The sequence below is a fragment of the Ureibacillus thermophilus genome (assembly GCF_004331915.1).
Lineage (GTDB): Bacteria > Bacillota > Bacilli > Bacillales_A > Planococcaceae > Ureibacillus > Ureibacillus thermophilus.
Window position 1 is genome coordinate 2120137 of the sequence record NZ_CP036528.1, and the last position, 21659, is coordinate 2141795.

Consider the following 21659-nt stretch of genomic DNA (forward strand, 5'->3'; position numbering starts at 1 on the left):
GTTCAATTATTACGCTCAGCCTCTATGCTATTTCGGACTTTTGACTGAAACCATGTTCGCCCGCTGAAACCCAACCAAACTCACTATTTCCCTTCAACGGTGTTTTTATACGATGGCGACGATAAAAATCACAATCATCACCAATTGAAGAACACATTTCGTTGCTACAGAAGTTAAAAAACCGACAAGGGAACCGATGCCCGCCCGGAATGCCTGATAAATGTTCGAACGGGCAACAATAAATTCCCCAATCACTGCCCCTAAAAAAGGGCCTATCAGTATGCCCAAAAATGGAATGACAAACGGGCCTATCAAAAGCCCAATCGTACTTCCCCAAAGGCCTGCTTTTGTTCCGCCAAATTTTTTCACACTAATCAAATTCGCGATTGTATCCGCCAAAAACAAAAGAATGACAAACAGGATTTCAATCAGCCAAAACCCCAAGGAAAGTTCGGTAAAGGAAAAAAACAATCCATAAAGGATAAAACCCAGCAATAAAAACAGCACTGACGGAATAATCGGGTATATTAAACCGATAAAGGCGATGATAAAACAAGCGATAATTAACAACCAAGCAAGAAATTCCAACTTCTTCCCTCCATACTTGTTATGGCGTAATAGATTAAAAAAGTTTCAAGAAAACCAATTTGTTCATTTTTTCTTTTTCCCTTTTCATGTTAAACTTTCAATGGAGGAGAAAATCATGGTTTCGCATATACAATTGTTTTTAGACAGCCTATTTCAACCCAAAAAACTTGCGGCCTATCGGATACTATCCATTGGAAAAGTCATTCAATACGTTTTCATACTCATCACCATCGTGACGTTTTTTTCTTTTATTCAATTTATGACAGGAGTATCTGAAACAGCCATTCAAATGAAAGGTTTGCAACAATATGTGAAAGACATTCAATGGCTGCTTTATCCTTTCGCTCTTTTTTTATTGTTTTTTACATCGACCGTACTATTGTTTGTTCGAATTTCCATTTATGCAGCAATTGGCACAATCTTCATCAAATTATTTAAACGCCGCGGTGAATATCGGCATATGTGGAGAACAACCGCTTTTGCCATCACTTGGTCGACTCTACTTTCTATCCTCTTTTCCTTTTTCAGCCTTTCTAGCGGGCTAGCCACAACAATAAACGCAATCATTACTATTTTTCTATTAATTCTTGCATCCTTCAATTATCCAAAATTAGAAAAAACAAAGTTCTGAATCCTTTCCTGCTTCATATAGTGGAGCAAGGAGGGATTTTTTTATGAAACGATTTCTATCAATTGCCATGATCATCCTTCTAGCAGTTGTTATTAAAATAGATTTAACGGATGGAACCGTTCCCTTAATTGCCCATTCTGAATCTCAACCTTGCAATGAACAGCTTTCCGTAAAATCCGTGCCCGTTATGACACAAGAAGGCGATACGGTGCAACGCCTGCTTGCAGAATTTTCAACGGATGAAAGAATTTCCTTGCCTGAGCGGATGGCGGATTTTTATAAAATGAACCCTCACTTGAAAAATCAAGCCATCGTTCCTGGTGAATTCATTAAAATTCCGATTTACGCAAGCCAAGAGAATTGCAAAAAATAATAATGTTTCTTCCTTGTCGACACAATTTTACACTGCTAAAATAGTGGAAGTGAAGGTACGGGAAAAGTACCTTAAGAAGGAGAGAGTTTGGATGAGTGAAATTATTCATCGTACAAAAACACGTCCTGTACGTGTTGGGAATTTAACTATCGGTGGAAACAATGAAGTCATCGTTCAAAGTATGTGTACAACGAAAACCCATGATGTAGAAGCAACGGTCGCTGAAATTTTGCGGCTTGAAGAAGCAGGATGCCAAATTGTGCGCGTTGCTGTTCCAGATGAACGGGCAGCAGCAGCCATTCCAGAAATTAAAAAACGCATCCATATCCCATTAGTAGCGGATATTCATTTTAACTATAAACTTGCATTAATGGCAATAGAAAACGGCATCGATAAAGTGCGCATCAACCCAGGAAATATCGGCCGCCGCGAAAAAGTAGAAGCCGTTGTCAAAGCGGCCAAAGAAAGAGGCGTGCCTATTCGGATTGGTGTCAATGCAGGTTCCCTTGAAAGACATATTCTAGAAAAATATGGCTATCCAACAGCAGATGGTATGGTCGAATCTGCTTTACATCATATAAAAATACTCGAAGATTTAGATTTCCATGATATCATCGTGTCCATGAAAGCTTCGGATGTCAACCTTGCCATTGAGGCTTATGAAAAAGCAGCCCGCACCTTCGATTATCCATTGCATCTAGGGATCACAGAATCAGGAACGCTCTTTTCCGGCACAGTAAAATCTGCAGCAGGTTTAGGAGCCCTTCTTTCAAGAGGCATTGGAAATACGATCCGCATTTCCCTTTCTGCTGACCCAGTAGAAGAAGTAAAAGTAGCAAGAGAATTATTAAAAGCCTTTGGTCTTGCATCCAATATGGCCACATTAGTTTCTTGCCCTACTTGCGGACGAATTGAAATCGATTTAATCTCAATTGCCAATGAAATTGAAGAATATATTTCCAAATTAAATGTTCCGCTCAAAGTCGCCGTGCTAGGATGTGCGGTAAACGGACCTGGCGAAGCAAGAGAAGCAGACATCGGAATTGCCGGAGCCCGTGGAGAAGGCCTTCTCTTTATGAAAGGAAAAACGGTGCGAAAAGTGCCTGAAGAAACAATGGTGGAAGAATTGAAAAAAGAAATCGACAAATTGGCAGCAGAAAAATTGGCTGAACGGGAACAACAGCAAATTTAATCTCGAGGGGGGAGTCGCGATGAAGAAAAAACCTCGTTTTGGCATTGATATCGATGGAACTGTTACAACTCCCGATACGCTGCTTCCGTACATCAATAAACAATATAAAACCAATATTGTGCTTGATGATGTCATTGAGTATGATTTTTTAAGCGCATTCCCCCATCCCGTCGACCGAAAAGAGTTTGCGCGATGGTTTAAAGAAAATGAACCTTATTTTTACGCTGTCAGCAAAATTGCCCAAGATGCCCAACGAATTTTAAACAACTGGCATAAACAATATGAATTATTTTATATTTCCGCAAGAGACCATCATTTGTATGATGTGACAAAACGATGGTTTGAAAAACATCAAGTTCCTTACGATCATATTGAATTAATCGGCAGCCACAATAAATTAGAAGTGGCGAAAAAACATCGCATCGAAGTTTTTTTTGAAGACAAGCACGATAATGCGGTCGAACTAGCAGAAGAATTAAAGATTCCAGTGCTTCTTTTCGATACGCCGTATAATCGTAAAGCTATCCCTAGCAATGTCGTGCGGGTGAAAAATTGGAAAGAAGCAAATGAATGGATTGAGCGGCATTTTTAATCATAACCCAAGGCTTGTCCATGAATGTTGTACAAGCCTTGGGATTTTTATAACTCCAATACCCCCTTCATCCACCGCTCCACAAATCTCTCAAACGTAATCCCATATCGATTATAAATATCGTGGTATACAAAATAGACTCCCAGCTTCTCTAACAAATCATCATTGATTTTCATGAATTCTTCCCTTCTAATAGAGTTAAATTCAACAAAAATTAACGGAAATTTCAAATTCCTCTAAACCAACGATGAATTTTTTCGCTATCATGATATTGGGCGCTAGTTTAATCACTAGGAGGTTTCGGAATGAAGAAAGTCCATTTTTTTGTTGCCATTATTATTTCAATAATTCTATTATCCGGATGCAGCAATATGAAAGAGGCAGTTTCTGGCATACAAACACAAGCGGAAAAAGCGAAAAGCGGTTTGACGGTCGATGCTTTTTCTTTGCGTGAAACTGAACTTGAATATAACAATGAAACCTTTACTGTAGAGGATTTATTTAAAACCATTTTACGTGATGTCCAATGGGAATATGAAAAAAATGAAAATCAAGATTATCTGCTTGTAAAAGGGACATGGAAGGAACCTTTATTTGACGATTTAAATTTATCTGAAGAAGAAAAAAAGGAACTTTCAACGACTGGAAAAATTTATATTCGATTAGTTTTTGAAAAGAATGAACTCATTCCTAGTGAAACAACCGCATCGATGAAGTTGAAAGAAGAAACGTTAGTGGATGAAAAAGGAGAAGATATTCTACATTACTTTTACAATCTGTATTTGAATGTAAAATCGTCTAATTAAAAAAAGCTGACGGCGGCTGTCAGCTTTTTTCATGGACATCTTCCATAATAAAATCAATAAAATCACGCATATTTTCAGGGGAAACTCCGTGGCCAACGGGATATGTTTTGTAAACGACTGTTGCTCCATAATCTTCAAAAAACGCTTTGCTTTCTTCACTCCAGAAAATCGGATAATCGAAATCATATTCCCCATGGGAAATAAAAATTCTAGTTCCCCTCATGTTCTGTTTAAAATATTGCTCCTTCACAAAATTCGGCAAGAATCCTGACAATGAAGCACATGCTTTTATTTGATTGCCCATAACCACACATAATGTTTGGGCAATGGCTGCTCCTTGGTTAAAGCCCGCAACAAAAATTTTCTCCGGATCTAAATGATATTCTTCGATCGCTTTCAAAATGAAATCTCTTATCACAGCGACCACTTTGTCAAAAATAGCTTGTGTAGGCTTTCCTTCCTCTTCAAAAGTATAAAAGGCATAACCCGGATCATGGGTAATAGGTCCTCTTAAACTAAATACATGGCAAACATCTTTCAAATCCCCAATAATTTGCAGCAAATCTTCCTCGTTGCTTCCAAGTCCATGAAACAAAAAAATGGCAGGACTTTTTTGGCTTTTTTCCTTTGGTTCTATATGTTTAAAAGTAAACACTGATTCCATTTTCCTTCCTCCTGTACTGAGCTACGAATGCGAAAACATCTCATTCTTCCTATCAAATTATTTTAACATGAATCCTAATCATAAGGTTTTTATCATTTTGATAAAAATCTTTGAAAAACAACCTGAAATTTCTTTAAAATATATCATTTTCATTATTATTAAAAATTTATCTATGATTTGAAATTGAATTTGGTAAACTATTATTAGATGCTTTTATTCGATGCTTTGTTTGATTCGGGGAAATCATACAACTTGCATTTCAAAGGGGTGTAAAGAATGTATAGGGAAATCACTGTTGATCGCAGTTTATTGTATATCGAGCAATATCATATTGATACATTTAATGAATTAGCCAAGAAATACAGCCAATTTAATTATCTTGTCAAAGAAGGCGCACTTAATTTAATCGATGCATGGATTATTGCTTTTAATATTTGGCTACTGCTCTTGCCTGACAAATACCATATCATACACTCTGCGGGAAAAACCCTATTCTACTCCTCAAATTTTGTCATTCTCACTGCGCTTGAAGAAAATATTCATATAAATCAGCTTAAAGCGAGAGAAAATCGCCCCGAATTACTATATTATATCATTTCTCTACAACTGGCTACAGGAATCAATCGATGGATTTTGCATGTCATGTTGAAGCATGACTTAACAGATATGATTGAGCGCAATAAAAATCGAGTCTATTTTGACGCTCATCTAGGAACAAAAGAAGAAATTCAAATTTTTTTAGAAAACCAATCCAGATTTGTCAAAGCAGCTGTAAAAGAACTGAATTCCACCAATTCCTTTGACAAAATGATTAGGCGTTCGATTAATGAGTCCCATAATGTATATAATGATTATCAGAATAAATCGAAAGAGCCATCTACTTATTAGAAGATGGCTCTCAGCTTGTAGACAAAGTCCCTAACTAGGGGCCAAATCTACAGGCTTTTTTTGTATAATAGGGATAGAATTCTTGGTTAACGGGGGAAATTTAGGATGTTCAAGAATCTTAGAAAATGATGAGCAAAAAAAAGACAAACCCCAACTCAAATGAAGCATTTGAGTTGGGGTTTGTCGACAGTCTGAAACATCATTTTCTCCAAAGAGAAAATGATGTTTTTTTAGATTTGTCCCAACCTCTTCTCATGCATAGGATTGCTTGTACATTTCTTATTTATTTCCACTTTTAAATAAAAATAAACGGTTCTGTATTCACTTCAGATTCGATAAACTCCACATCTAGTTTTCCATCACAAAGGGCGGTCATTTTTTCTTTTACCCCTTTGATCATCACTTTTTCCACATGATGGCCAGGATCCACAATATTTAATCCTATGGCTTGGGCATCTTGAGCCACATGGAAATACATATCTCCCGTTACAAACACATCCGCTCCGGCTCTTTTTGCAATATGGATATATTTATTTCCGTCTCCTCCAAGCACTGCAACTTTGGATACCGTTTCATTTTCTTTACCTACAATGCGCACCATTGGAACATTTAATCGCTCTTTTACATACTCCGCAAATTGCCGCAATGTCATTGTCTCTTTCAACGTGCCGATGCGCCCAATGCCGTATTCATTTGTTTCCTGGGCCAATGTATAAAGGTCATAAGCAGGCTCTTCATATGGATGGGCATTCAACATGGCTTTTAAAATTCTATTTTTCATGGATGTTGGAAAAACTACTTCGATTTTTTCTTCCTCTGTTGATTCAATCTCACCCACATCTCCAATGTATGGATTCGCCCCCTCTAACGGTCGGAAACGCCCTGTACCGGCTGTTGAATAGCTGCAGGAATCATAATTGCCGATTTTTCCAGCGCCTGCTTTTGCAAGAACATAGCGAAGCTCCTCTGCATGGTCAACCGGCACAAACACCGCAAGTTTCATTAAATGTTCGGAGTAGGTTTTTTCTAAAATTTCACGGTTTTCCAGTTCCAATGCATCCGCAAGCAAATCATTGACACCGCCTTCCGCCACATCCAAGTTCGTATGGGCGGCATACACAGCAATATCATTTTTTATAAGCATTTCGTAAAGTTTCCCGCTAGGTGTGTCCGTTCTTAAATTAGATAATTTGCGGAAAATGGGCGGATGATGGGCTATGATGAGCTGGCACCCTTTTTCAATGGCTTCATCGGCTACCTCTTCATTTACATCAAGCGTTACTAATACCTTTGTCACTTCTTTATTCAACGTGCCGATTGCAAGACCGATTGGGTCATTTTCCATGCAAGCCAATTTTTTCGGCACCCAACTTTCAAACAGCTGAATGATTTCGTTCCCATTTGCTTTCTTCATGATTGGATGACCTCCTCCACTAGTGCAATGTGATGAAGCAATTCTTCCCGCTTCGCTATAATCTCCGGCGTTGATTCCGCTTTTTCCAGCGATTGAAGCACTTTTTTCCAATGCTTCACCTCATTGTTCCATTTTTTTAAAAATACATCCGATTTCTCTCGCAATAGATGTTTGCCCATTAATATTTCCGCTTCCGTTAATTCCATTTGTCCTCGCTCTAAAACGAGAATTTCATAAATCTTTGCATCTTCTTCGACAATGGCTTCGTCAATGATTTCCCATTGGTGAGCGAGCGCCCATTTGCGGATGAATTTGGCGTGTATGTTTGGCTGCAAAATTAGCCGGTGAACAGACTCCAGTTTTTCAGGATTTTTTTCGAGAATGGAGACGATTAATGAGCCCCCCATTCCGGCAATGGTAATGGTATCCACCCCATCGCTTTCTCCAATAGCTTCTAGCCCGTCCGCTAGCCTCACCGTAATGTGATCTTCTAATCCTTCTTCTTTCACTTTCTTTAAAGCCGATTGATAAGGCCCGTCCACAACTTCACCGGCAACAGCTTTTTGTACAATCCCTTTATGGACTAAATAACATGGCAAATAGGCATGGTCAGAACCGATATCTGCCACAATTGCTCCTTTTGGCACAAAGGAAGCTACTGTTTCAAGTCGTTTGGAAAGATTTTGTGCATTCATGATGTACCCGCCTTTATTGTTAATTTATGCCTCTTATTCATTATATAAAAAAACAAATCCTTAGTCGCCTATTGCAACTAAGGATTTAAGAGATTATTCTAAAGAACTGATGTATTCGGCAATTTTTTTCGCTTCGTCGCCAGTTTTCATTCCAGGTGTCATAGGAGTTCCTTCGATACCGTTTTCAAGAACATCCACGATACGATCCGCATCAAGTCCAGCGATTTGAGGACCCATGCCACCTTTTAAGTCTTGACCATGGCATCCAATACAAGTTTGAACTAAAGCTGCTCCATCTTCTGCATCTGCAGTTTCAGTTGTTGCACCATCTGCACCTTCAGCAGCTTCTTTTTGTTTTTCGACACCATCTAATGACAAGAAGAAGATAAGTGCGATACCCAATGCCATAATGAGGATATAAGGAACAATCGGGTTGTTTCTCATGTGTTTAACCTCCTTAATAATTCATGAATACTATAAAATATATAGAATATAGCCAACAACCATTATTGTACTTCATATTTTATAAAACGAAAAGACCTAAACAGAAAGTTTTACAAGGAATGTAACAAATTCGACAATTTTTCACAATTTAGCTCTATCTTATAGTTTTTCATTTTCTTAAAAAAACGTTGGATTATTATTGTTTCAAATCCTCTTAAAATTATTTTAAGAAAATGAATGAAAAAATTCTCTTTATGAGAGGAAAAAGATTTGATATCCAATAATGATTAGTAATCCTAACACACCGGAAATTGTAAAATACAAAAGCTTCAATCTTGCGCCCGTTATCGTCCACATTAGGCAATTGGCAATAAGCAAAGAATATAAAACGACATTATTATTCTCAAAATAGACTAAGCTCACTTTCACCGATATGCCAAAAATCAGCAATGCCGCTGCTACTTGCAAAATCGGTGTAATAAAATCATGTTTTTTTGCAAATTTATATGAATAAATGATCAATAGAATGGCAACGATTCCAACAACAATTGCGCCAATCACAAAATAATAGGATGACAAGAAAAATAAGAGCGCTAAAAGGGCTATTGAAAATAAAAGAATTCCAAGGGCGAAAAGGCGTTTTTTGCGCTTTTCTTTCACTTTTATCGACTTTTTAAAACTAATATTTTCTTGTTCCTCGATGTCTTCGCCTTCCATATATAAAGTCAGCAAAAAATCGCAATATTGTTCTGGCAAAAGTTTATTTTGCTTCCAAAATAAGATTTCATTGATGATGATTTGTCTTTTAGGATTTTCCATAAATATTCCCCGAAATGTTTAGTTATTTGTCTATATTTTATATGATTTTCTACTTTTCGACATCGATAGAAAGTAATAAATCTCTATGAAAATTTGTTAAAGTTTTCATATAAAAAGGCACCCAATATGGGTACCTTTACTTATAGGTAAAATTATTCCAAGAAGTCTTTTAAACGTTTGCTTCGAGATGGATGGCGCAATTTTCTTAAAGCTTTTGCCTCAATTTGGCGAATACGTTCACGGGTTACACCGAAAACTTTGCCGACTTCTTCAAGGGTGCGCGTACGGCCATCATCTAATCCGAAACGAAGGCGAAGCACGTTTTCTTCACGGTCCGTTAATGTATCTAATACATCTTCAAGCTGTTCTTTTAATAATTCGTAAGCTGCGTGATCCGCTGGTGATTGCGCATCATGGTCTTCAATGAAATCACCTAAATGGGAATCGTCTTCTTCACCAATTGGTGTTTCAAGAGATACCGGTTCTTGAGCAATTTTTAGGATTTCCCGAACTTTCTCAGGCGTTAAATCCATTTCTTCTGCAATTTCTTCTGGTGTTGGTTCGCGGCCTAAGTCTTGCAATAATTGACGTTGAACACGTACTAATTTATTGATTGTTTCTACCATATGAACTGGAATGCGGATTGTTCTCGCTTGATCAGCTATGGCACGGGTAATGGCTTGTCGAATCCACCAAGTAGCATACGTAGAAAATTTAAATCCTTTGCGGTGGTCGAATTTTTCAACCGCTTTAATTAACCCCATATTTCCTTCTTGAATTAAATCCAAGAACAGCATTCCGCGACCCACGTATCGTTTTGCGATAGATACTACTAATCGCAAGTTTGCTTCTGCAAGTCTTTTTCGAGCTTCTTCATCACCTTGCTCAATACGCTTTGCTAATTCCGTTTCTTCTTCTGCAGTTAATAAGTCGACACGTCCAATTTCTTTTAAATACATTCGAACAGGGTCGTTAATTTTCACACCAGGAGGAACGCTTAAATCATTTAAATCAAATTCTTCTTCCAATTCTTCTTGTTTCGCGATCGCTTCTTCTTCGAACTCTTCTTTTCCTTCCACTCGAATATCATATTGGCTTTCTAATTCTTCTGCAAAGTGAAAGATCTCATCAGGTTCTAATTCAAATGGTTCTAGCTTTTTAGAAATTTCCTCCATGGAAATTCCATCATTTTTTGCTTTTTGTCGAAGAAAATTTTTCGCCTCTTCCAAATTTTTTTCTAAAATTTCTCTTGAACGTTCTGACAAATTGTCCGCCATAAACCTTCCTCCTTATAAAAACCAATCTCAATCAAATCGCAGATAAAGTTCTTTTCAGTTGAACCATTCGTTGAAAAAGCTCTAAAGCTTTATCATATTCGTGCATTCGTTCAGCTTCTTTGGAATCGTGCATAAGCTTTTCTATTTCGAGCTCTAAGCGATGTTTTTTCAAATGTTTTAAACAATCTTGTATTTCAGCATCTTTATATTCTGGATCGCGTTCTACAAGCGCTGCTTCCATCACAATTTTCCGAAGTTCAGCATCATCTAAAATTTCAAGAAAACGCTGATAATCTGATGTTCCATGTTCTTCACAAAAGCCGATTAAGCGAACAAATACCGCAATATATTCATCATGTACAAAGGGCTGCGGATCATCGCTTTCTATAATGTGTTTTACTACTTCCATATCAGATAGCATATGAGAAAGAAGCAATCTTTCTGCACGTTTTGTGGCATTTAAATTTTTCGGATGAAAGTCGATACTTTTTATTGAGATGTTTTGGTCTGCTCGTTTATAATTTTTAGCAAAGTCAGCATCTAATTTTCTGAATTGTGCATAAATCGCCTCTTCCGAAACTTTTGTTTCCTTCGCCAATTCCTTTATATATAAGTCACGTTCGATAGGCGATGTTCTACCAACTAATTGTTCAAGCACTTCTTGGATGTATTGTAGAATATCGTTTTCAAATTGGAAATTTTTGTTCCGTCGTGCATACATCATCATAAATGACATGTATGCATGCGGTTTTTCAACCATCTGAACAAAAGATTCTGTACCATAATTTCGAATATACGCATCAGGATCTAACTGTTCAGGCAGTACGACGACTTCAACCTCCATTTGTTCATTATATAATAACTCTGCAGCACGTTTCGCAGCTTCCCATCCAGCATGATCACCATCATAACAAATAACTACTTTTCGAACTAAGCGTTTTAGCCTTGTGATATGCTCCTTTGTCAGGGAAGTGCCCATTGTTGCTACAGCGTTATCAATTCCCGCTTTATTTGCAGCAAGTACATCCATGAAACCTTCCATTAATATGGCTTGACGTTTTTTTCGAATTGAAGTTCTCGCCTTATCCAGGTTAAAAAGCACTTCACTTTTTCGAAAAATAGGAGTTTCGGGGCTGTTTAAATATTTCGCTTCTGATTCTTTCGGCTCAATTAAACGACCTGAAAAGCCAATCACCTTTCCAGATTCATTGCGAATTGGAAACATGATACGTCCTCGAAATCGGTCAAAATAAGTATGGTCATTTTCCCGTTGAATAATGAGCCCACATTCGACCATTTCATCTAAGGAAAAGCCTTTTCGCTGCAAAAGTACTGTCACCGAATCCCCATTTGGCAATGAATATCCTATACCATTGGATTCGATATCTTCCCTTGTAAATCCTCTTTTGAATAAATAATTTAACGCTTTTTCACCATCTTCTGTGTTCATCAATAAATGATGGTAATACTCAGCAACAAATTGATGGGCGTCCAGCATATTTTCTTCTTTTTTTGAATAGCTGCGAAGACGGTTGTCCATACTTTGGTTTTGGATATCTATATGTATGCCGATGCGTTCTCCTAATTTCGAAACCGCTTCAGGAAAGGATACATTTTCGATATCCATGACAAAGGTAATCACATTTCCACCAGCACCACAACCAAAGCAATGGAAAATTTGTTTGTCTTCGGAAACGGAAAAAGAAGGTGTGTTTTCGTTATGGAATGGACATAACCCAAACCAGTTTCGACCTCTTTTTGTCAGCTGGATATATTCGCTGATGACATCGACTATATCCGACTCTGTTCGAATTTTTTCAATCAACTCTTCAGGGATTTTATTTACCATTCCATCACCAACTTTGTTGCTACATAACACAATTCGATAAAAAATGAAAAATCCCTTTAAAAAATCGACACAAAAAATTAATTTTTTAAAATAATTGTTATAAATTATTTTTACCCCAATTTTATTATTATAAAACAATTTAATTAAAATTTCTATAACTATTTTATAAAAAAACGCAAAAAACCTCCCTATAATCGGAGGATTTTACTTATTTTTTAATCGTTCTAATCGTTCGATTATATCATTAGCTGTTTCCTCAACAGCCTTATTGGTTACATCAATTACTTCACAGCCTAATTTTTCAGCCACTTTGTAAAAATAAGCGATTTCTTTCTCGATCCGGTCTGTCCGAGCATACATTGCATCATCGCTTAAACCTAGCGCAATTAATCTTTCTTTTCGAATGATATTCAGTTTTTCCGGCGATATGACTAAACCAAAACATTTTCTTGGATCCACTTGAAACAATTCCTCAGGCGGTTCAACTTCAGGAACAATCGGAACATTGGCCACTTTATATCGCTTATGGGCCAAATACTGAGATAATGGAGTTTTGGAAGTCCGAGAGACACCAATTAACACAACATCGCTTAATAAAATGCCTTTTGGATCGCGCCCGTCATCATATTTTACCGCAAATTCAATAGCTTCCACTTTTCGGAAATAATCTTCATCCAATTTATGGACTAGTCCAGGTTCTTCTAGCGGGGCTTCTTGAAGCTTTTCGCTGAATAAAATAATCATCGGCCCCAATAAATCGATGCAAGCCACATTTAATTGTCGGCATAAACTGAGCATCAACTGACGCTTTTGTTTTTCTACTAGCGTAAAAACGATGATCGCATCTTGCATCACAGCAATTTCGACAATATTTTTTATATGGTCATCGCTGGATATGTGAGGAAATCGTTTTATAATGACGCCATCAAAATTAGGCCGAAATTGTGTTGCCGCTGCTTTTGCGGCTTGTTCTCCAGTTTCTCCTACCGAATCCGATACGACAAAAATTTTTAAGTTTTTCAAATTCGCACCTCTTACAAATCATTCGTTTCTGCTAATGAAATAAACGCTTTTGTAATATTTGTTTTCGTTATCCGACCGACAATCTCCAATCCATCTTCTCTTTCCTCGACAACCGGCAATGAATCGACTTGTCGATCAATCAGTTTTTTCGCAGCATGAACGAGCGAATCATTTTTGTGGCAATATACGATATTAGGCATTCTTGTCATAATAATATGAACTGGAATTTTTGTTATCGCCTGAGTCCCGATGCTAGTACGAAGCAAATCTTTTCTCGATAGAACCCCTTGTAGGCGGGATCGTTCATCCACTACAAATAATGTGCCTACATCTTCCAAAAACATTTGGCAAATGGCATCATAAGCTGTCATATTTTCAGATACCACAACAGGCAAAGACTGAAAATCTTTTACTTTTAGATTCATCATGGATTCTGTTAGAGCTGCCATCGTTTTTTTTCCAGAATATATATAGCCAACTCTAGGTCTGGCATCTAGAAACCCTGCCATCGTTAAAATCGCTAAATCCGGACGCAGGGTTGCACGAGTTAAATTTAAGTGTTCAGCAATTTTTTCTCCGGTGATAGGACCCTTTTCTTTTACTATTTGAAGAATTTTATCTTGACGTTGATTGAGTTCTATTGGACTCACCGCCTCAATTAGTGTTATACTTTTACTCAAATATTATATACTATTTTTTTTATAATTGCTAAGAAAAGAACATCATGATAAAATAATGTCACAACTAAGCATTATAAAAACTATATTAATATATTGAAGGCAATGACAGGACTATAAGTATCTTTTCAACTGACAGCGAGTAGGGATGGTGAAAGCCTACACGAAAAGAGAAACGGCATCCTGGAGCCATGTTCCAAAAAGAGGATTGCATTTCATTTTACGGAATGCAGTCAATCGGGGTGGAACCGCGGGTGTAGTACGCACTCGTCCCCGGGCTATAATCGCCCGGAGACGAGTGCTTTTCTATTTTTCATGAAAACTATAAATCAATAGGAGGAAACAAAATGGCTGTTCAATCAATGGAAACAATTGTAAGTTTAGCGAAACATCGAGGATTTGTATTTCCTGGTTCAGAAATTTACGGAGGACTCGCCAATACTTGGGATTACGGTCCTCTTGGAGTGGAACTAAAAAACAATATTAAAAGGGCTTGGTGGCAAAAATTCGTTCAAGAGTCGCCTTATAATGTAGGTCTTGATGCCGCAATTCTCATGAACCCCCGCACTTGGGAAGCTTCCGGCCACGTGGGCAATTTCAATGACCCGATGATCGACTGTAAACAATGTAAAGCAAGACATAGAGCAGATAAATTAATTGAAGCTGCGGCTCTAGAAAAAGGCGATGAAATTGTCGTGGACGGCTTATCTTTTGAAAAAATGGAAGAAATTATGAAGCAATATGATGTGCATTGCCCGGACTGCGGTGCGCAAGATTTCACAGATATCCGCCAGTTTAACTTGATGTTTAAAACATTCCAAGGAGTCACAGAAAGCTCTGCCAACGAGATTTACCTACGCCCTGAGACAGCGCAAGGGATTTTCGTCAACTTCAAAAACGTACAACGCTCCATGCGCAAAAAAATTCCATTCGGCATTGCCCAAATCGGTAAATCATTCCGCAACGAAATTACTCCTGGAAACTTTACTTTCCGCACACGTGAATTTGAACAAATGGAATTGGAGTTTTTCTGCAAACCAGGGGAAGATTTAGAGTGGCAAAATTATTGGAAAGAATTCTGTAAAAACTGGCTCTTGAGTTTAGGCATGAGCGAAGAAAACATTCGCCTCCGCGACCATTCAAAAGAAGAATTGTCCCATTACTCAGCGGCTACAACGGATATTGAATACAAATTCCCATTCGGCTGGGGCGAATTATGGGGAATTGCAGACCGCACTGATTACGACTTGAAGCAACATATGCAATATTCCGGCGAAGATTTCACATATGTAGACCCAGTTACAAATGAACGCTATGTACCTTACTGCATCGAACCATCTGTAGGTGCTGACCGCGTCACTTTAGCATTTTTATGCGATGCTTATGATGAAGAAGAATTGGAAGATGGCGACAAACGTACGGTGCTTAGATTCCATCCGGTTATTGCGCCATTTAAAGCAGCGGTTTTACCACTTTCTAAAAAGCTTTCAGAAGAAGCAACAGAAATTTGGAACGAATTGCGCAAATATTTCCCTGTTGATTATGATGAATCTCAATCCATCGGAAAACGTTACCGCCGCCAAGATGAAATTGGTACTCCATTCTGCATCACATACGACTTCGATTCTAAAGAAGATGGCCAAGTAACAGTGCGCCATCGCGATTCAATGGAGCAAGTACGCATTCCGATTGCCGATGTAAAAGCTTATATTGAAAAACATTTACAATTTTAATGACTAGAGCCGTCCAATTTTCGGGCGGCTCTTTAATTTTATAAAAATCAGAATTATTCGAATTTATAATGCCCATTTCCCCCATCTTTTGTATAATTAGGCTAAGGGATGTATGAACTTAGGGGGGAATGGCCATGCTTTTTCAACAATTTTTAGCGGTGAAAAATGAAGAAAAACAGCAGAAAGAAGATTGTTTCGATCAATTAAAGACGATGGTGGAAAGCCTTTTTAAAAAAGAAGTGCCTTCTATTCAGACGACGGGCCATTTATTATTTAACGCTAATTTAAAAATCCAACAATATCTTCATGCGGCTGAGTTCCATCGAAAACAAATCGACCTTTCCACAGCACTGGGGACTTTTCATCAAGAAGCCTATGAAATTGCGAGAAAAAAAGGCAAACAGCTTCAGCTTCTGATGGACAGTTTCATTTTATTAAATATTGAAGAGGAGCGAGAAAGAGTCAATCATCGTTTGATGCTTGTGGATGATAAAATCGAAAAATTATATCGCCAATTTCAAAACAAAGACGAAATCCTTCCAGAATTAAAAGAAAAATTTTGGCAAGCTTTGAAAGAGGATTTAATACCAATCTTAGTTGAATTAAGATAAATTAAAAGGCGTCATGGTTCGACGCCTTTATTTTCATCTTCTTTTTGCATCGCCATCAAAGCTTCGGATTTTTCCAGCTGTTCAATAAAGGAGCGGGATTTTAACCGCATCCCTGTTTGTTCTTCATAAATCGTTGTTACAATCATTTTAATAAAACGCTTCGTCTCGCGTTTTAGCTCCAGCTTTCCTATTTTTTCGATTGGCACATTGGCAAACATTCGTATCAACTTAATTTGAGTCGGATTGAGCCGAATAATATAAGGATCCGCATGAAAACAACGGTGGCAAAGAAACCCGCCTTGAGAAAAGGAAAAGGCAAACTCCCCTTCAACAGCGCCACATGATGCGCATTGATGCAATACCGGCCTCACCCCTGCATAAGGAAGCAGTTTCCAGTCCACAAATAACGCAATTGCCTCTGGGTCGTATTCCTCATCAATAGCATACAAAGCCTGCTTGAGCACCTCATAAACAAAAGTTTGCGAGCTTCCCTCTTCAATTAAACGGTCCACCAATTCCACGATGTAACTGGCGTAAGCAGCCCTTACAATATCCGTCTGAATATGGCGCATAGACTGCATCAGTTCGCCTTGCTGCAAGGTGCCCAAGCCTGTTGTGCGCTGTACAATAAAAATACCGTGCATAAAAGTTTGGGAAATGGCAGCTAAGCGGCTTCTCGGCTTTTTTGCTCCCCGGGCCATCACGGCGATTTTTCCCGCTTCTTTCGTCATTAAGGTAACGATTTTATTCGATTCTCCATAATCTCTTGTTTTTAACACAATGCCTTCTAATTTATGTAGCATTATTGCACATCCCTTTTTAGCAGAAGCCAAAAAACTATTAAACGGATACTAGAAAAAATGCCGCAAAGAGCGGGTCTTTAAATGACGCGCTCTTAAGACTAATATTCATCTTCCCGATATCCGAAGTCACGCAAATACGTAATTTTATTCCGCCAATCTTTTTGCACTTTTACCCATAGCTCTAAATACACTTTCGAACCTAGAAGCATTTCGATATCTCTTCTTGCTAAAGTGCCGATTTCTTTCAACAATTTGCCGCCTTTTCCGATGATGATGCCTTTTTGGGAATCGCGCTCCACCATAATCGTTGCCATCACATGAATTAAGTTTTCATTTTTCTCATCTCGTCGGATTTGGTCAATGACAACGGCAACGGAATGAGGCACTTCTTCCCTTGTTAAATGAAGCACTTTTTCACGAATCAATTCAGAAATGATAAAGCGCTCAGGATGGTCGGTGATTTGGTCGCTTGGATAGTATTGCGGCCCTTCCGGCAAATATTTTTCAATTGTTTCAAGCAACCGTTCCACATTATTTCCTTCCAATGCGGAGATTGGAATAATTTCTGCAAAATCCATGCGCTGGCGATAGTCATCGATGATTTTCAACAATTCATCCGGATGCACTTTATCGATTTTATTGACAACCAAAAACACAGGCGTAACCGTATCGCCGAGCATTTCCATAATGTATTCGTCGCCTTTTCCGATCTTTTCTTCGGCATTGACCATGAACAAAATTAAATCCACTTCACGCAATGTATTTTTCGAAACTTTCACCATAAATTCGCCCAGTTTATGCTTTGGCTTATGAATTCCCGGTGTATCAATGAAAATCATTTGGCTGTTTTCTCTAGTCAACACACCTTGGATTTTATTGCGGGTTGTTTGCGGTTTATCAGACATAATGGCAATTTTTTGTCCGATTACATGATTTAAAAATGTGGATTTCCCAACATTTGGTCTTCCAATGATTGAAATAAAGCCTGATTTAAACGTTTGATTTTCCTGCATCTTTCATATCCTCCGATTTAAACGAACTTGGTAATAATTGTTCCACTGTCGTTTGTTCTATATTCCCGTTTACATTTGCTAAATATACGGGCATCGTCGGCGGGCAAAACTCCGCCAATACTTGCCTGCAAGCACCACATGGAGAAACGGGATCTTTTGTATCCGCAACGACTAAAAGGGCCTGAAAATCCCTTTCCCCTTCAGATACCGCTTTAAAAATCGCCGTTCTCTCTGCGCAGTTCGTCAATCCGAAACTTGCATTTTCAATATTGCAGCCGCGGTAGATTTTTCCGCTTTTTGTAATGAGCGCAGCACCAACCGAAAACTTTGAATAGGGAGCATAAGCATTTTCTCTTGCCTTTTTCGCTTCTTCAAAAAGTATTTCCATATGTATTCAATAGCACCTCCCGCAAGTTAAAACCATTTTGGAAGAAAAAGAATCATTCCAATAATTATGCTTGCAATCGCAAAAACAAGCACAGCCCCTGCCGCCACATCCTTAGCTGCTTTTGCCAGCGGATGAAACTCCGGGGAAACTAAATCGACCACATTTTCAATAGCTGTATTCACCATTTCAAGTCCAATGACAAGGGCAATGGTAATGATTAAAATAAGCCATTCCACCGCACTTAATTTCGAAAAGAAACCAGCAAAAATGGCAATACTTGCGCAAACAAGATGAAAACGCATATTTCGTTCCTTCGTTGCCAAACGAATTCCTTCAAAGGCAAAACGAAAAGAACGAAAAAAATTACCCATGCAAATCACGACCTAAACCAAAGGATGAAAGAATCTCCTCTTGTTTTGAAAACATAACTTTTTCATCTTCTTCAGTCATATGGTCGTAGCCTAGTAAATGTAAAAATCCATGAACGGCAAGAAATCCCAGTTCCCTTTCAAAGGAGTGGCCGTATTCTTCCGCCTGCTCTCTTGTACGTTCCACCGAAATGATAATGTCCCCGAGCACGCGAGGCATATCTCCGACAATTTCGATTTCCCCTTCCCCCATTTCTTCAAGGGCAAAGGAAATGACATCCGTCGGGCGGTCAATATGCCGATACTCCCGGTTAATTTCGTGGATTTTTTCATTGGTAACAAAAGTAATAGAAACTTCTGCTTCCTCAACATTTTCCATTTTCGCAGCGTGTTGCAGCAAGTTTTCCACAAGTTGTATATGTTCTTCGTTTAATTCATTTGTTTCATCTAAAAAATCAATGGTTAATGTCATAGTTCCTCCTAATGTTTAGCAAATATGCATTATTTATTTAATCATGGTCGGTTACATAATGCCAATATACATGACATTAAAAAGCTTTTCAGAAGGAGACTCCAGCGAGAACAGCCCTAAACTTGAGCCCCCTCTGAGGAAGTTCAAGACCGAAGAAAGCGCCTTGAGCGAAAATCAACATCTATTTTTTTTCCTCTTTCGGATACTCAATTCGGGAATGGAACGTGCCGTTTAATGTTTCACAAAGCACTTTTTCAATGATTTTTAATTCCTTAATGGAAATATCGCATTCATCAAATTGATTTTCTTCCAACCGGTCTTTAATAATCGATTGCACCAAGTTTCGGATTTTCTCCGCATTTGGCTCTTTCATGGAACGGACGGCAGCTTCCACACTATCTGCAATGCTGATCACCGCAATTTCCTTTGTCTGCGGTTTTGGACCAGGGTAATGGAAAATCGACTCATCCTTTAATTTTCCTTGTTCCTTTGCCTTATGCAAGAAAAATTTTAGCGAACTTGTGCCATGATGCTGAAGGGCGATATCAATAAATTCTTGAGGCATTTTATGCTTACGTAGAATCTCCGCCCCATCTGTCGTATGGGCAATGATAATTTCTGCGCTTCTTTCTGGCGGCAAAGAATCATGCGGATTGATGCCAGACATTTGATTTTCCACGAAAAAGGCCGGCCTTTTCGTTTTCCCAATATCATGATAATAACTGCCTACCCGGGCAAGCAAACCATCCGCACCAATCGCTTCGCAAGCTGCTTCCGCTAAATTGGCAACCATAATGCTGTGATGATAAGTTCCAGGCGTTTCCGTTAAGATTTTCTTCAATAACGGATGATTCGGATTGGATAGTTCAATTAATTTCATTGTCGACAAAATTCCAATGGCTGATTCAAAGAATGGCAAAAGCCCCATTGTCAATGTGCCTGAAAGCAAGCCTGAAACAATTGCAGCAGCCCCGTAAAACAACAATTCGAAAGGTTCATAATGGGATTGGGTCATCAATAAATAAAATGCGATAAACGATAAATTAATCATGGACACCACTCCACATCCTTTAAGAATATCGGAGCGGTTTTTGATGGACTTCATAAAGTAAATGCAAGCAAAGCCCCCAAGCAAAATGTACAATGCAATTTCCATTTGCATGACAGCAGAGTATCCTTCTTGGAAGATGATCCCAGCTGATGACGCCACAAGCACGGTCACAAGACTTGCAGCTTGATAGGATGAAAGCAAGCTGATTAACATTGTTGCCAACGCTGAAGGATAAATAAAGCCAATTTGCACATCAAAATCATCTAATAAACTAATTAGCTCCATTAAAGCAATCGATATTAAGTAGACAATGACCGTTACAACCAATTGTTTCCGTTTTTTTTGTACATCCAATTTCTGCTTATCAAAAAGAAAATAAAGAAACGCCATTTGAATAAATACCAATATAGCGAGTCCCAAAACAGGTTTTAAGGAAACTTTATTGTTGGTCATTCCCAATAGTTCTAGCTGCCGATATTTCTCTCTGTCGATGAGCTCTCCTTCTTGCACAATAATCTGCCCTTGCAAAATGCGGACAGGTTCAACGGAATGGCGTGCTTGTTTTTTCAGTTCCTCCGTTTTTTCCTCATCCAGCGTTTCAGTTTCAACAACAGCTGTTCTTCCCAGCGTAATGTATGGAGAAAGCAAGGCAGCACTAATATCTTTCTGCTCGCGAATTTTCGTTTCTAAATCATTTCGAATGGCTGCAACATTTTCTTTGCGTATGGGTTTAGATAAAGCCTTTTTTACCAACTCGACAATCGATGTTTGAGCCCGAGCCAACTCCTTCTCATCCACTATTAAAAGCGTCCATAAATCATCATCGGTTAATTGAAGAGTTTGGCGGTCTGTAATTTCTTTCAATTTATTTTTGAATTTTTGAATCTGTTCATCTTTAGTTAAACTTTCATCGCTGTCGACAATTTCCTTACGAACATCTAATGTAATTTCGTAAATCGATTCTAACAGTGCAATGCGATGATTGACAATCTCTTCATCAAAAACATATACCGGTTCGACAGTCTCTTCGGCTTCCTGTCTCTCCTCTTCGGTTTTTTCAGTGTCCTCCACCGTCTTCACCGCTCGTATTGTTTCCGGAGCCAATTGAAAAGGTTGAACATCATATGTATCACCAAGGACATTGCCAAGCATCATGAAAAACTGCAAAATACCTGCAATCGTTAAGATGATAACTAATAATACCCTAAATCCAAACATATCTAACAATCTTTTTAAGTGCTGATCCATGACGCACCCCCAGATATTGTATAGTACTAGTTTAACAATT

At 38.4% G+C, this 21659-nt stretch carries 25 protein-coding genes; 8 read left to right on the top strand and 17 right to left on the bottom strand.

All coding sequences use genetic code 11. The features are described from left to right. Window positions 1-105: 105 nt before the first annotated feature. On the bottom strand, window positions 106-588 hold the full coding sequence (locus tag DKZ56_RS10505) for a DUF456 domain-containing protein (protein ID WP_208649943.1): 483 nt from the start codon (window positions 586-588) through the stop codon (window positions 106-108). Between the two features lie 115 nt (window positions 589-703). Between DKZ56_RS10505 and DKZ56_RS10510 the strand changes: the two genes are divergently transcribed. The 4 genes from DKZ56_RS10510 to DKZ56_RS10525 all read left to right on the top strand — a co-directional run bounded on the left by DKZ56_RS10510 (window position 704) and on the right by DKZ56_RS10525 (window position 3376). Further along, window positions 704-1219 (top strand): DUF1189 family protein, encoded by a 516-nt coding sequence (locus tag DKZ56_RS10510; protein ID WP_208649944.1) that lies wholly within the window; start codon window positions 704-706, stop codon window positions 1217-1219. 43 nt (window positions 1220-1262) lie between these two features. Further along, complete coding sequence (locus DKZ56_RS10515; RefSeq protein ID WP_208649945.1) at window positions 1263-1592, top strand: hypothetical protein; 330 nt, start codon at window positions 1263-1265, stop codon at window positions 1590-1592. 91 nt (window positions 1593-1683) lie between these two features. Then, complete coding sequence (gene ispG, locus DKZ56_RS10520) at window positions 1684-2784, top strand: flavodoxin-dependent (E)-4-hydroxy-3-methylbut-2-enyl-diphosphate synthase (protein ID WP_208649946.1); 1101 nt, start codon at window positions 1684-1686, stop codon at window positions 2782-2784. A gap of 19 nt (window positions 2785-2803) precedes the next feature. Next, window positions 2804-3376 carry a hypothetical protein gene (locus DKZ56_RS10525; protein ID WP_208649947.1) on the top strand — a complete coding sequence of 191 codons (573 nt, stop codon included), beginning with the start codon at window positions 2804-2806 and terminating at the stop codon, window positions 3374-3376. A 47-nt stretch (window positions 3377-3423) separates the two neighbouring features. Here DKZ56_RS10525 and DKZ56_RS15760 read toward each other — a convergent pair whose 3' ends face one another. Continuing rightward, window positions 3424-3552 carry a hypothetical protein gene (locus tag DKZ56_RS15760; protein ID WP_281275654.1) on the bottom strand — a complete coding sequence of 43 codons (129 nt, stop codon included), beginning with the start codon at window positions 3550-3552 and terminating at the stop codon, window positions 3424-3426. Between the two features lie 129 nt (window positions 3553-3681). On the opposite strand from DKZ56_RS15760, the gene DKZ56_RS10530 reads away from it, so the two are divergent. Further along, entirely contained in the window at window positions 3682-4182 is a 501-nt protein-coding gene (locus DKZ56_RS10530) for a 23S rRNA methyltransferase (protein WP_208649948.1), read from the top strand. A 19-nt stretch (window positions 4183-4201) separates the two neighbouring features. Here DKZ56_RS10530 and DKZ56_RS10535 read toward each other — a convergent pair whose 3' ends face one another. Next, window positions 4202-4846 carry an alpha/beta hydrolase gene (locus DKZ56_RS10535; RefSeq protein WP_208649949.1) on the bottom strand — a complete coding sequence of 215 codons (645 nt, stop codon included), beginning with the start codon at window positions 4844-4846 and terminating at the stop codon, window positions 4202-4204. A 276-nt stretch (window positions 4847-5122) separates the two neighbouring features. On the opposite strand from DKZ56_RS10535, the gene DKZ56_RS10540 reads away from it, so the two are divergent. After that, a complete protein-coding gene (locus DKZ56_RS10540; protein WP_208649950.1) occupies window positions 5123-5734 on the top strand; it encodes a hypothetical protein in 612 nt (203 codons plus the stop codon). Between the two features lie 295 nt (window positions 5735-6029). On the opposite strand, the gene DKZ56_RS10545 is transcribed toward DKZ56_RS10540, so the two are convergent. The 8 genes from DKZ56_RS10545 to ccpN form a co-directional block, all read right to left on the bottom strand. Next, the gene (locus DKZ56_RS10545) at window positions 6030-7148 is read right to left on the bottom strand and encodes a Nif3-like dinuclear metal center hexameric protein (protein WP_208649951.1); all 1119 of its coding nucleotides are present in this window, start codon (window positions 7146-7148) and stop codon (window positions 6030-6032) included. Further along, window positions 7145-7843: a tRNA (adenine(22)-N(1))-methyltransferase gene (locus DKZ56_RS10550; RefSeq protein WP_208649952.1), complete on the bottom strand. Its 699-nt coding sequence runs from the start codon at window positions 7841-7843 to the stop codon at window positions 7145-7147. Before DKZ56_RS10550 ends, DKZ56_RS10545 begins: the two co-directional genes overlap by 4 nt. Window positions 7844-7936: 93 nt before the next feature. Next, on the bottom strand, window positions 7937-8287 hold the full coding sequence (locus tag DKZ56_RS10555; protein WP_208649953.1) for a c-type cytochrome: 351 nt from the start codon (window positions 8285-8287) through the stop codon (window positions 7937-7939). Window positions 8288-8539: 252 nt separating this feature from the next. Further along, window positions 8540-9106 (bottom strand): hypothetical protein, encoded by a 567-nt coding sequence (locus DKZ56_RS10560; RefSeq protein ID WP_208649954.1) that lies wholly within the window; start codon window positions 9104-9106, stop codon window positions 8540-8542. A gap of 152 nt (window positions 9107-9258) precedes the next feature. Next, window positions 9259-10383 (bottom strand): RNA polymerase sigma factor RpoD, encoded by a 1125-nt coding sequence (gene rpoD / locus DKZ56_RS10565; protein ID WP_208649955.1) that lies wholly within the window; start codon window positions 10381-10383, stop codon window positions 9259-9261. 31 nt (window positions 10384-10414) lie between these two features. Beyond that, entirely contained in the window at window positions 10415-12232 is a 1818-nt protein-coding gene (dnaG, locus tag DKZ56_RS10570; RefSeq protein ID WP_208649956.1) for a DNA primase, read from the bottom strand. 204 nt (window positions 12233-12436) lie between these two features. After that, window positions 12437-13255, bottom strand: a complete 819-nt coding sequence (locus tag DKZ56_RS10575; protein WP_208649957.1) for a pyruvate, water dikinase regulatory protein — start codon at window positions 13253-13255, stop codon at window positions 12437-12439. A gap of 11 nt (window positions 13256-13266) precedes the next feature. Then, the gene (ccpN, locus tag DKZ56_RS10580) at window positions 13267-13905 is read right to left on the bottom strand and encodes a transcriptional regulator CcpN (protein ID WP_208652234.1); all 639 of its coding nucleotides are present in this window, start codon (window positions 13903-13905) and stop codon (window positions 13267-13269) included. 374 nt (window positions 13906-14279) lie between these two features. On the opposite strand from ccpN, the gene DKZ56_RS10585 reads away from it, so the two are divergent. Next, window positions 14280-15665, top strand: a complete 1386-nt coding sequence (locus tag DKZ56_RS10585; RefSeq protein ID WP_208649958.1) for a glycine--tRNA ligase — start codon at window positions 14280-14282, stop codon at window positions 15663-15665. Between the two features lie 134 nt (window positions 15666-15799). After that, on the top strand, window positions 15800-16276 hold the full coding sequence (locus DKZ56_RS10590; RefSeq protein ID WP_208649959.1) for a hypothetical protein: 477 nt from the start codon (window positions 15800-15802) through the stop codon (window positions 16274-16276). 11 nt (window positions 16277-16287) lie between these two features. Here DKZ56_RS10590 and recO read toward each other — a convergent pair whose 3' ends face one another. The 6 genes from recO to DKZ56_RS10620 form a co-directional block, all read right to left on the bottom strand. Further along, entirely contained in the window at window positions 16288-17079 is a 792-nt protein-coding gene (gene recO / locus DKZ56_RS10595; RefSeq protein WP_208649960.1) for a DNA repair protein RecO, read from the bottom strand. Between the two features lie 98 nt (window positions 17080-17177). After that, window positions 17178-18092 (bottom strand): GTPase Era, encoded by a 915-nt coding sequence (gene era / locus DKZ56_RS10600; RefSeq protein ID WP_208649961.1) that lies wholly within the window; start codon window positions 18090-18092, stop codon window positions 17178-17180. Beyond that, complete coding sequence (locus DKZ56_RS10605) at window positions 18070-18480, bottom strand: cytidine deaminase (protein WP_208649962.1); 411 nt, start codon at window positions 18478-18480, stop codon at window positions 18070-18072. The genes era and DKZ56_RS10605 overlap by 23 nt, the downstream gene beginning before the upstream one ends. A 26-nt stretch (window positions 18481-18506) precedes the next feature. After that, complete coding sequence (locus tag DKZ56_RS10610; RefSeq protein ID WP_208649963.1) at window positions 18507-18851, bottom strand: diacylglycerol kinase family protein; 345 nt, start codon at window positions 18849-18851, stop codon at window positions 18507-18509. After that, on the bottom strand, window positions 18844-19320 hold the full coding sequence (ybeY, locus tag DKZ56_RS10615; protein ID WP_208649964.1) for an rRNA maturation RNase YbeY: 477 nt from the start codon (window positions 19318-19320) through the stop codon (window positions 18844-18846). The genes DKZ56_RS10610 and ybeY overlap by 8 nt, the downstream gene beginning before the upstream one ends. A gap of 181 nt (window positions 19321-19501) precedes the next feature. Continuing rightward, on the bottom strand, window positions 19502-21619 hold the full coding sequence (locus DKZ56_RS10620) for an HD family phosphohydrolase (RefSeq protein ID WP_208649965.1): 2118 nt from the start codon (window positions 21617-21619) through the stop codon (window positions 19502-19504). Window positions 21620-21659 lie beyond the last annotated feature (40 nt).

Bases quoted from the DNA above. Each gene is read 5' to 3' on its own strand.
- DKZ56_RS10550 (WP_208649952.1), bottom strand. From the start codon at position 7,843: ATGAATGCACAAAATCTTTCCAAACGACTTGAAACAGTAGCTTCCTTT.
- recO (WP_208649960.1), bottom strand. From the start codon at position 17,079: ATGCTACATAAATTAGAAGGCATTGTGTTAAAAACAAGAGATTATGGA.
- DKZ56_RS10605 (WP_208649962.1), bottom strand. From the start codon at position 18,480: ATGGAAATACTTTTTGAAGAAGCGAAAAAGGCAAGAGAAAATGCTTAT.
- era (WP_208649961.1), bottom strand. From the start codon at position 18,092: ATGCAGGAAAATCAAACGTTTAAATCAGGCTTTATTTCAATCATTGGA.
- DKZ56_RS10515 (WP_208649945.1), top strand. From the start codon at position 1,263: ATGAAACGATTTCTATCAATTGCCATGATCATCCTTCTAGCAGTTGTT.
- DKZ56_RS10525 (WP_208649947.1), top strand. From the start codon at position 2,804: ATGAAGAAAAAACCTCGTTTTGGCATTGATATCGATGGAACTGTTACA.
- DKZ56_RS10555 (WP_208649953.1), bottom strand. From the start codon at position 8,287: ATGAGAAACAACCCGATTGTTCCTTATATCCTCATTATGGCATTGGGT.
- DKZ56_RS10590 (WP_208649959.1), top strand. From the start codon at position 15,800: ATGCTTTTTCAACAATTTTTAGCGGTGAAAAATGAAGAAAAACAGCAG.
- ybeY (WP_208649964.1), bottom strand. From the start codon at position 19,320: ATGACATTAACCATTGATTTTTTAGATGAAACAAATGAATTAAACGAA.
- DKZ56_RS15760 (WP_281275654.1), bottom strand. From the start codon at position 3,552: ATGAAAATCAATGATGATTTGTTAGAGAAGCTGGGAGTCTATTTTGTA.
- DKZ56_RS10545 (WP_208649951.1), bottom strand. From the start codon at position 7,148: ATGAAGAAAGCAAATGGGAACGAAATCATTCAGCTGTTTGAAAGTTGG.
- DKZ56_RS10510 (WP_208649944.1), top strand. From the start codon at position 704: ATGGTTTCGCATATACAATTGTTTTTAGACAGCCTATTTCAACCCAAA.
- DKZ56_RS10540 (WP_208649950.1), top strand. From the start codon at position 5,123: ATGTATAGGGAAATCACTGTTGATCGCAGTTTATTGTATATCGAGCAA.
- DKZ56_RS10530 (WP_208649948.1), top strand. From the start codon at position 3,682: ATGAAGAAAGTCCATTTTTTTGTTGCCATTATTATTTCAATAATTCTA.
- rpoD (WP_208649955.1), bottom strand. From the start codon at position 10,383: ATGGCGGACAATTTGTCAGAACGTTCAAGAGAAATTTTAGAAAAAAAT.
- DKZ56_RS10535 (WP_208649949.1), bottom strand. From the start codon at position 4,846: ATGGAATCAGTGTTTACTTTTAAACATATAGAACCAAAGGAAAAAAGC.
- dnaG (WP_208649956.1), bottom strand. From the start codon at position 12,232: ATGGTAAATAAAATCCCTGAAGAGTTGATTGAAAAAATTCGAACAGAG.
- DKZ56_RS10560 (WP_208649954.1), bottom strand. From the start codon at position 9,106: ATGGAAAATCCTAAAAGACAAATCATCATCAATGAAATCTTATTTTGG.
- DKZ56_RS10620 (WP_208649965.1), bottom strand. From the start codon at position 21,619: ATGGATCAGCACTTAAAAAGATTGTTAGATATGTTTGGATTTAGGGTA.
- DKZ56_RS10610 (WP_208649963.1), bottom strand. From the start codon at position 18,851: ATGGGTAATTTTTTTCGTTCTTTTCGTTTTGCCTTTGAAGGAATTCGT.
- ispG (WP_208649946.1), top strand. From the start codon at position 1,684: ATGAGTGAAATTATTCATCGTACAAAAACACGTCCTGTACGTGTTGGG.
- DKZ56_RS10585 (WP_208649958.1), top strand. From the start codon at position 14,280: ATGGCTGTTCAATCAATGGAAACAATTGTAAGTTTAGCGAAACATCGA.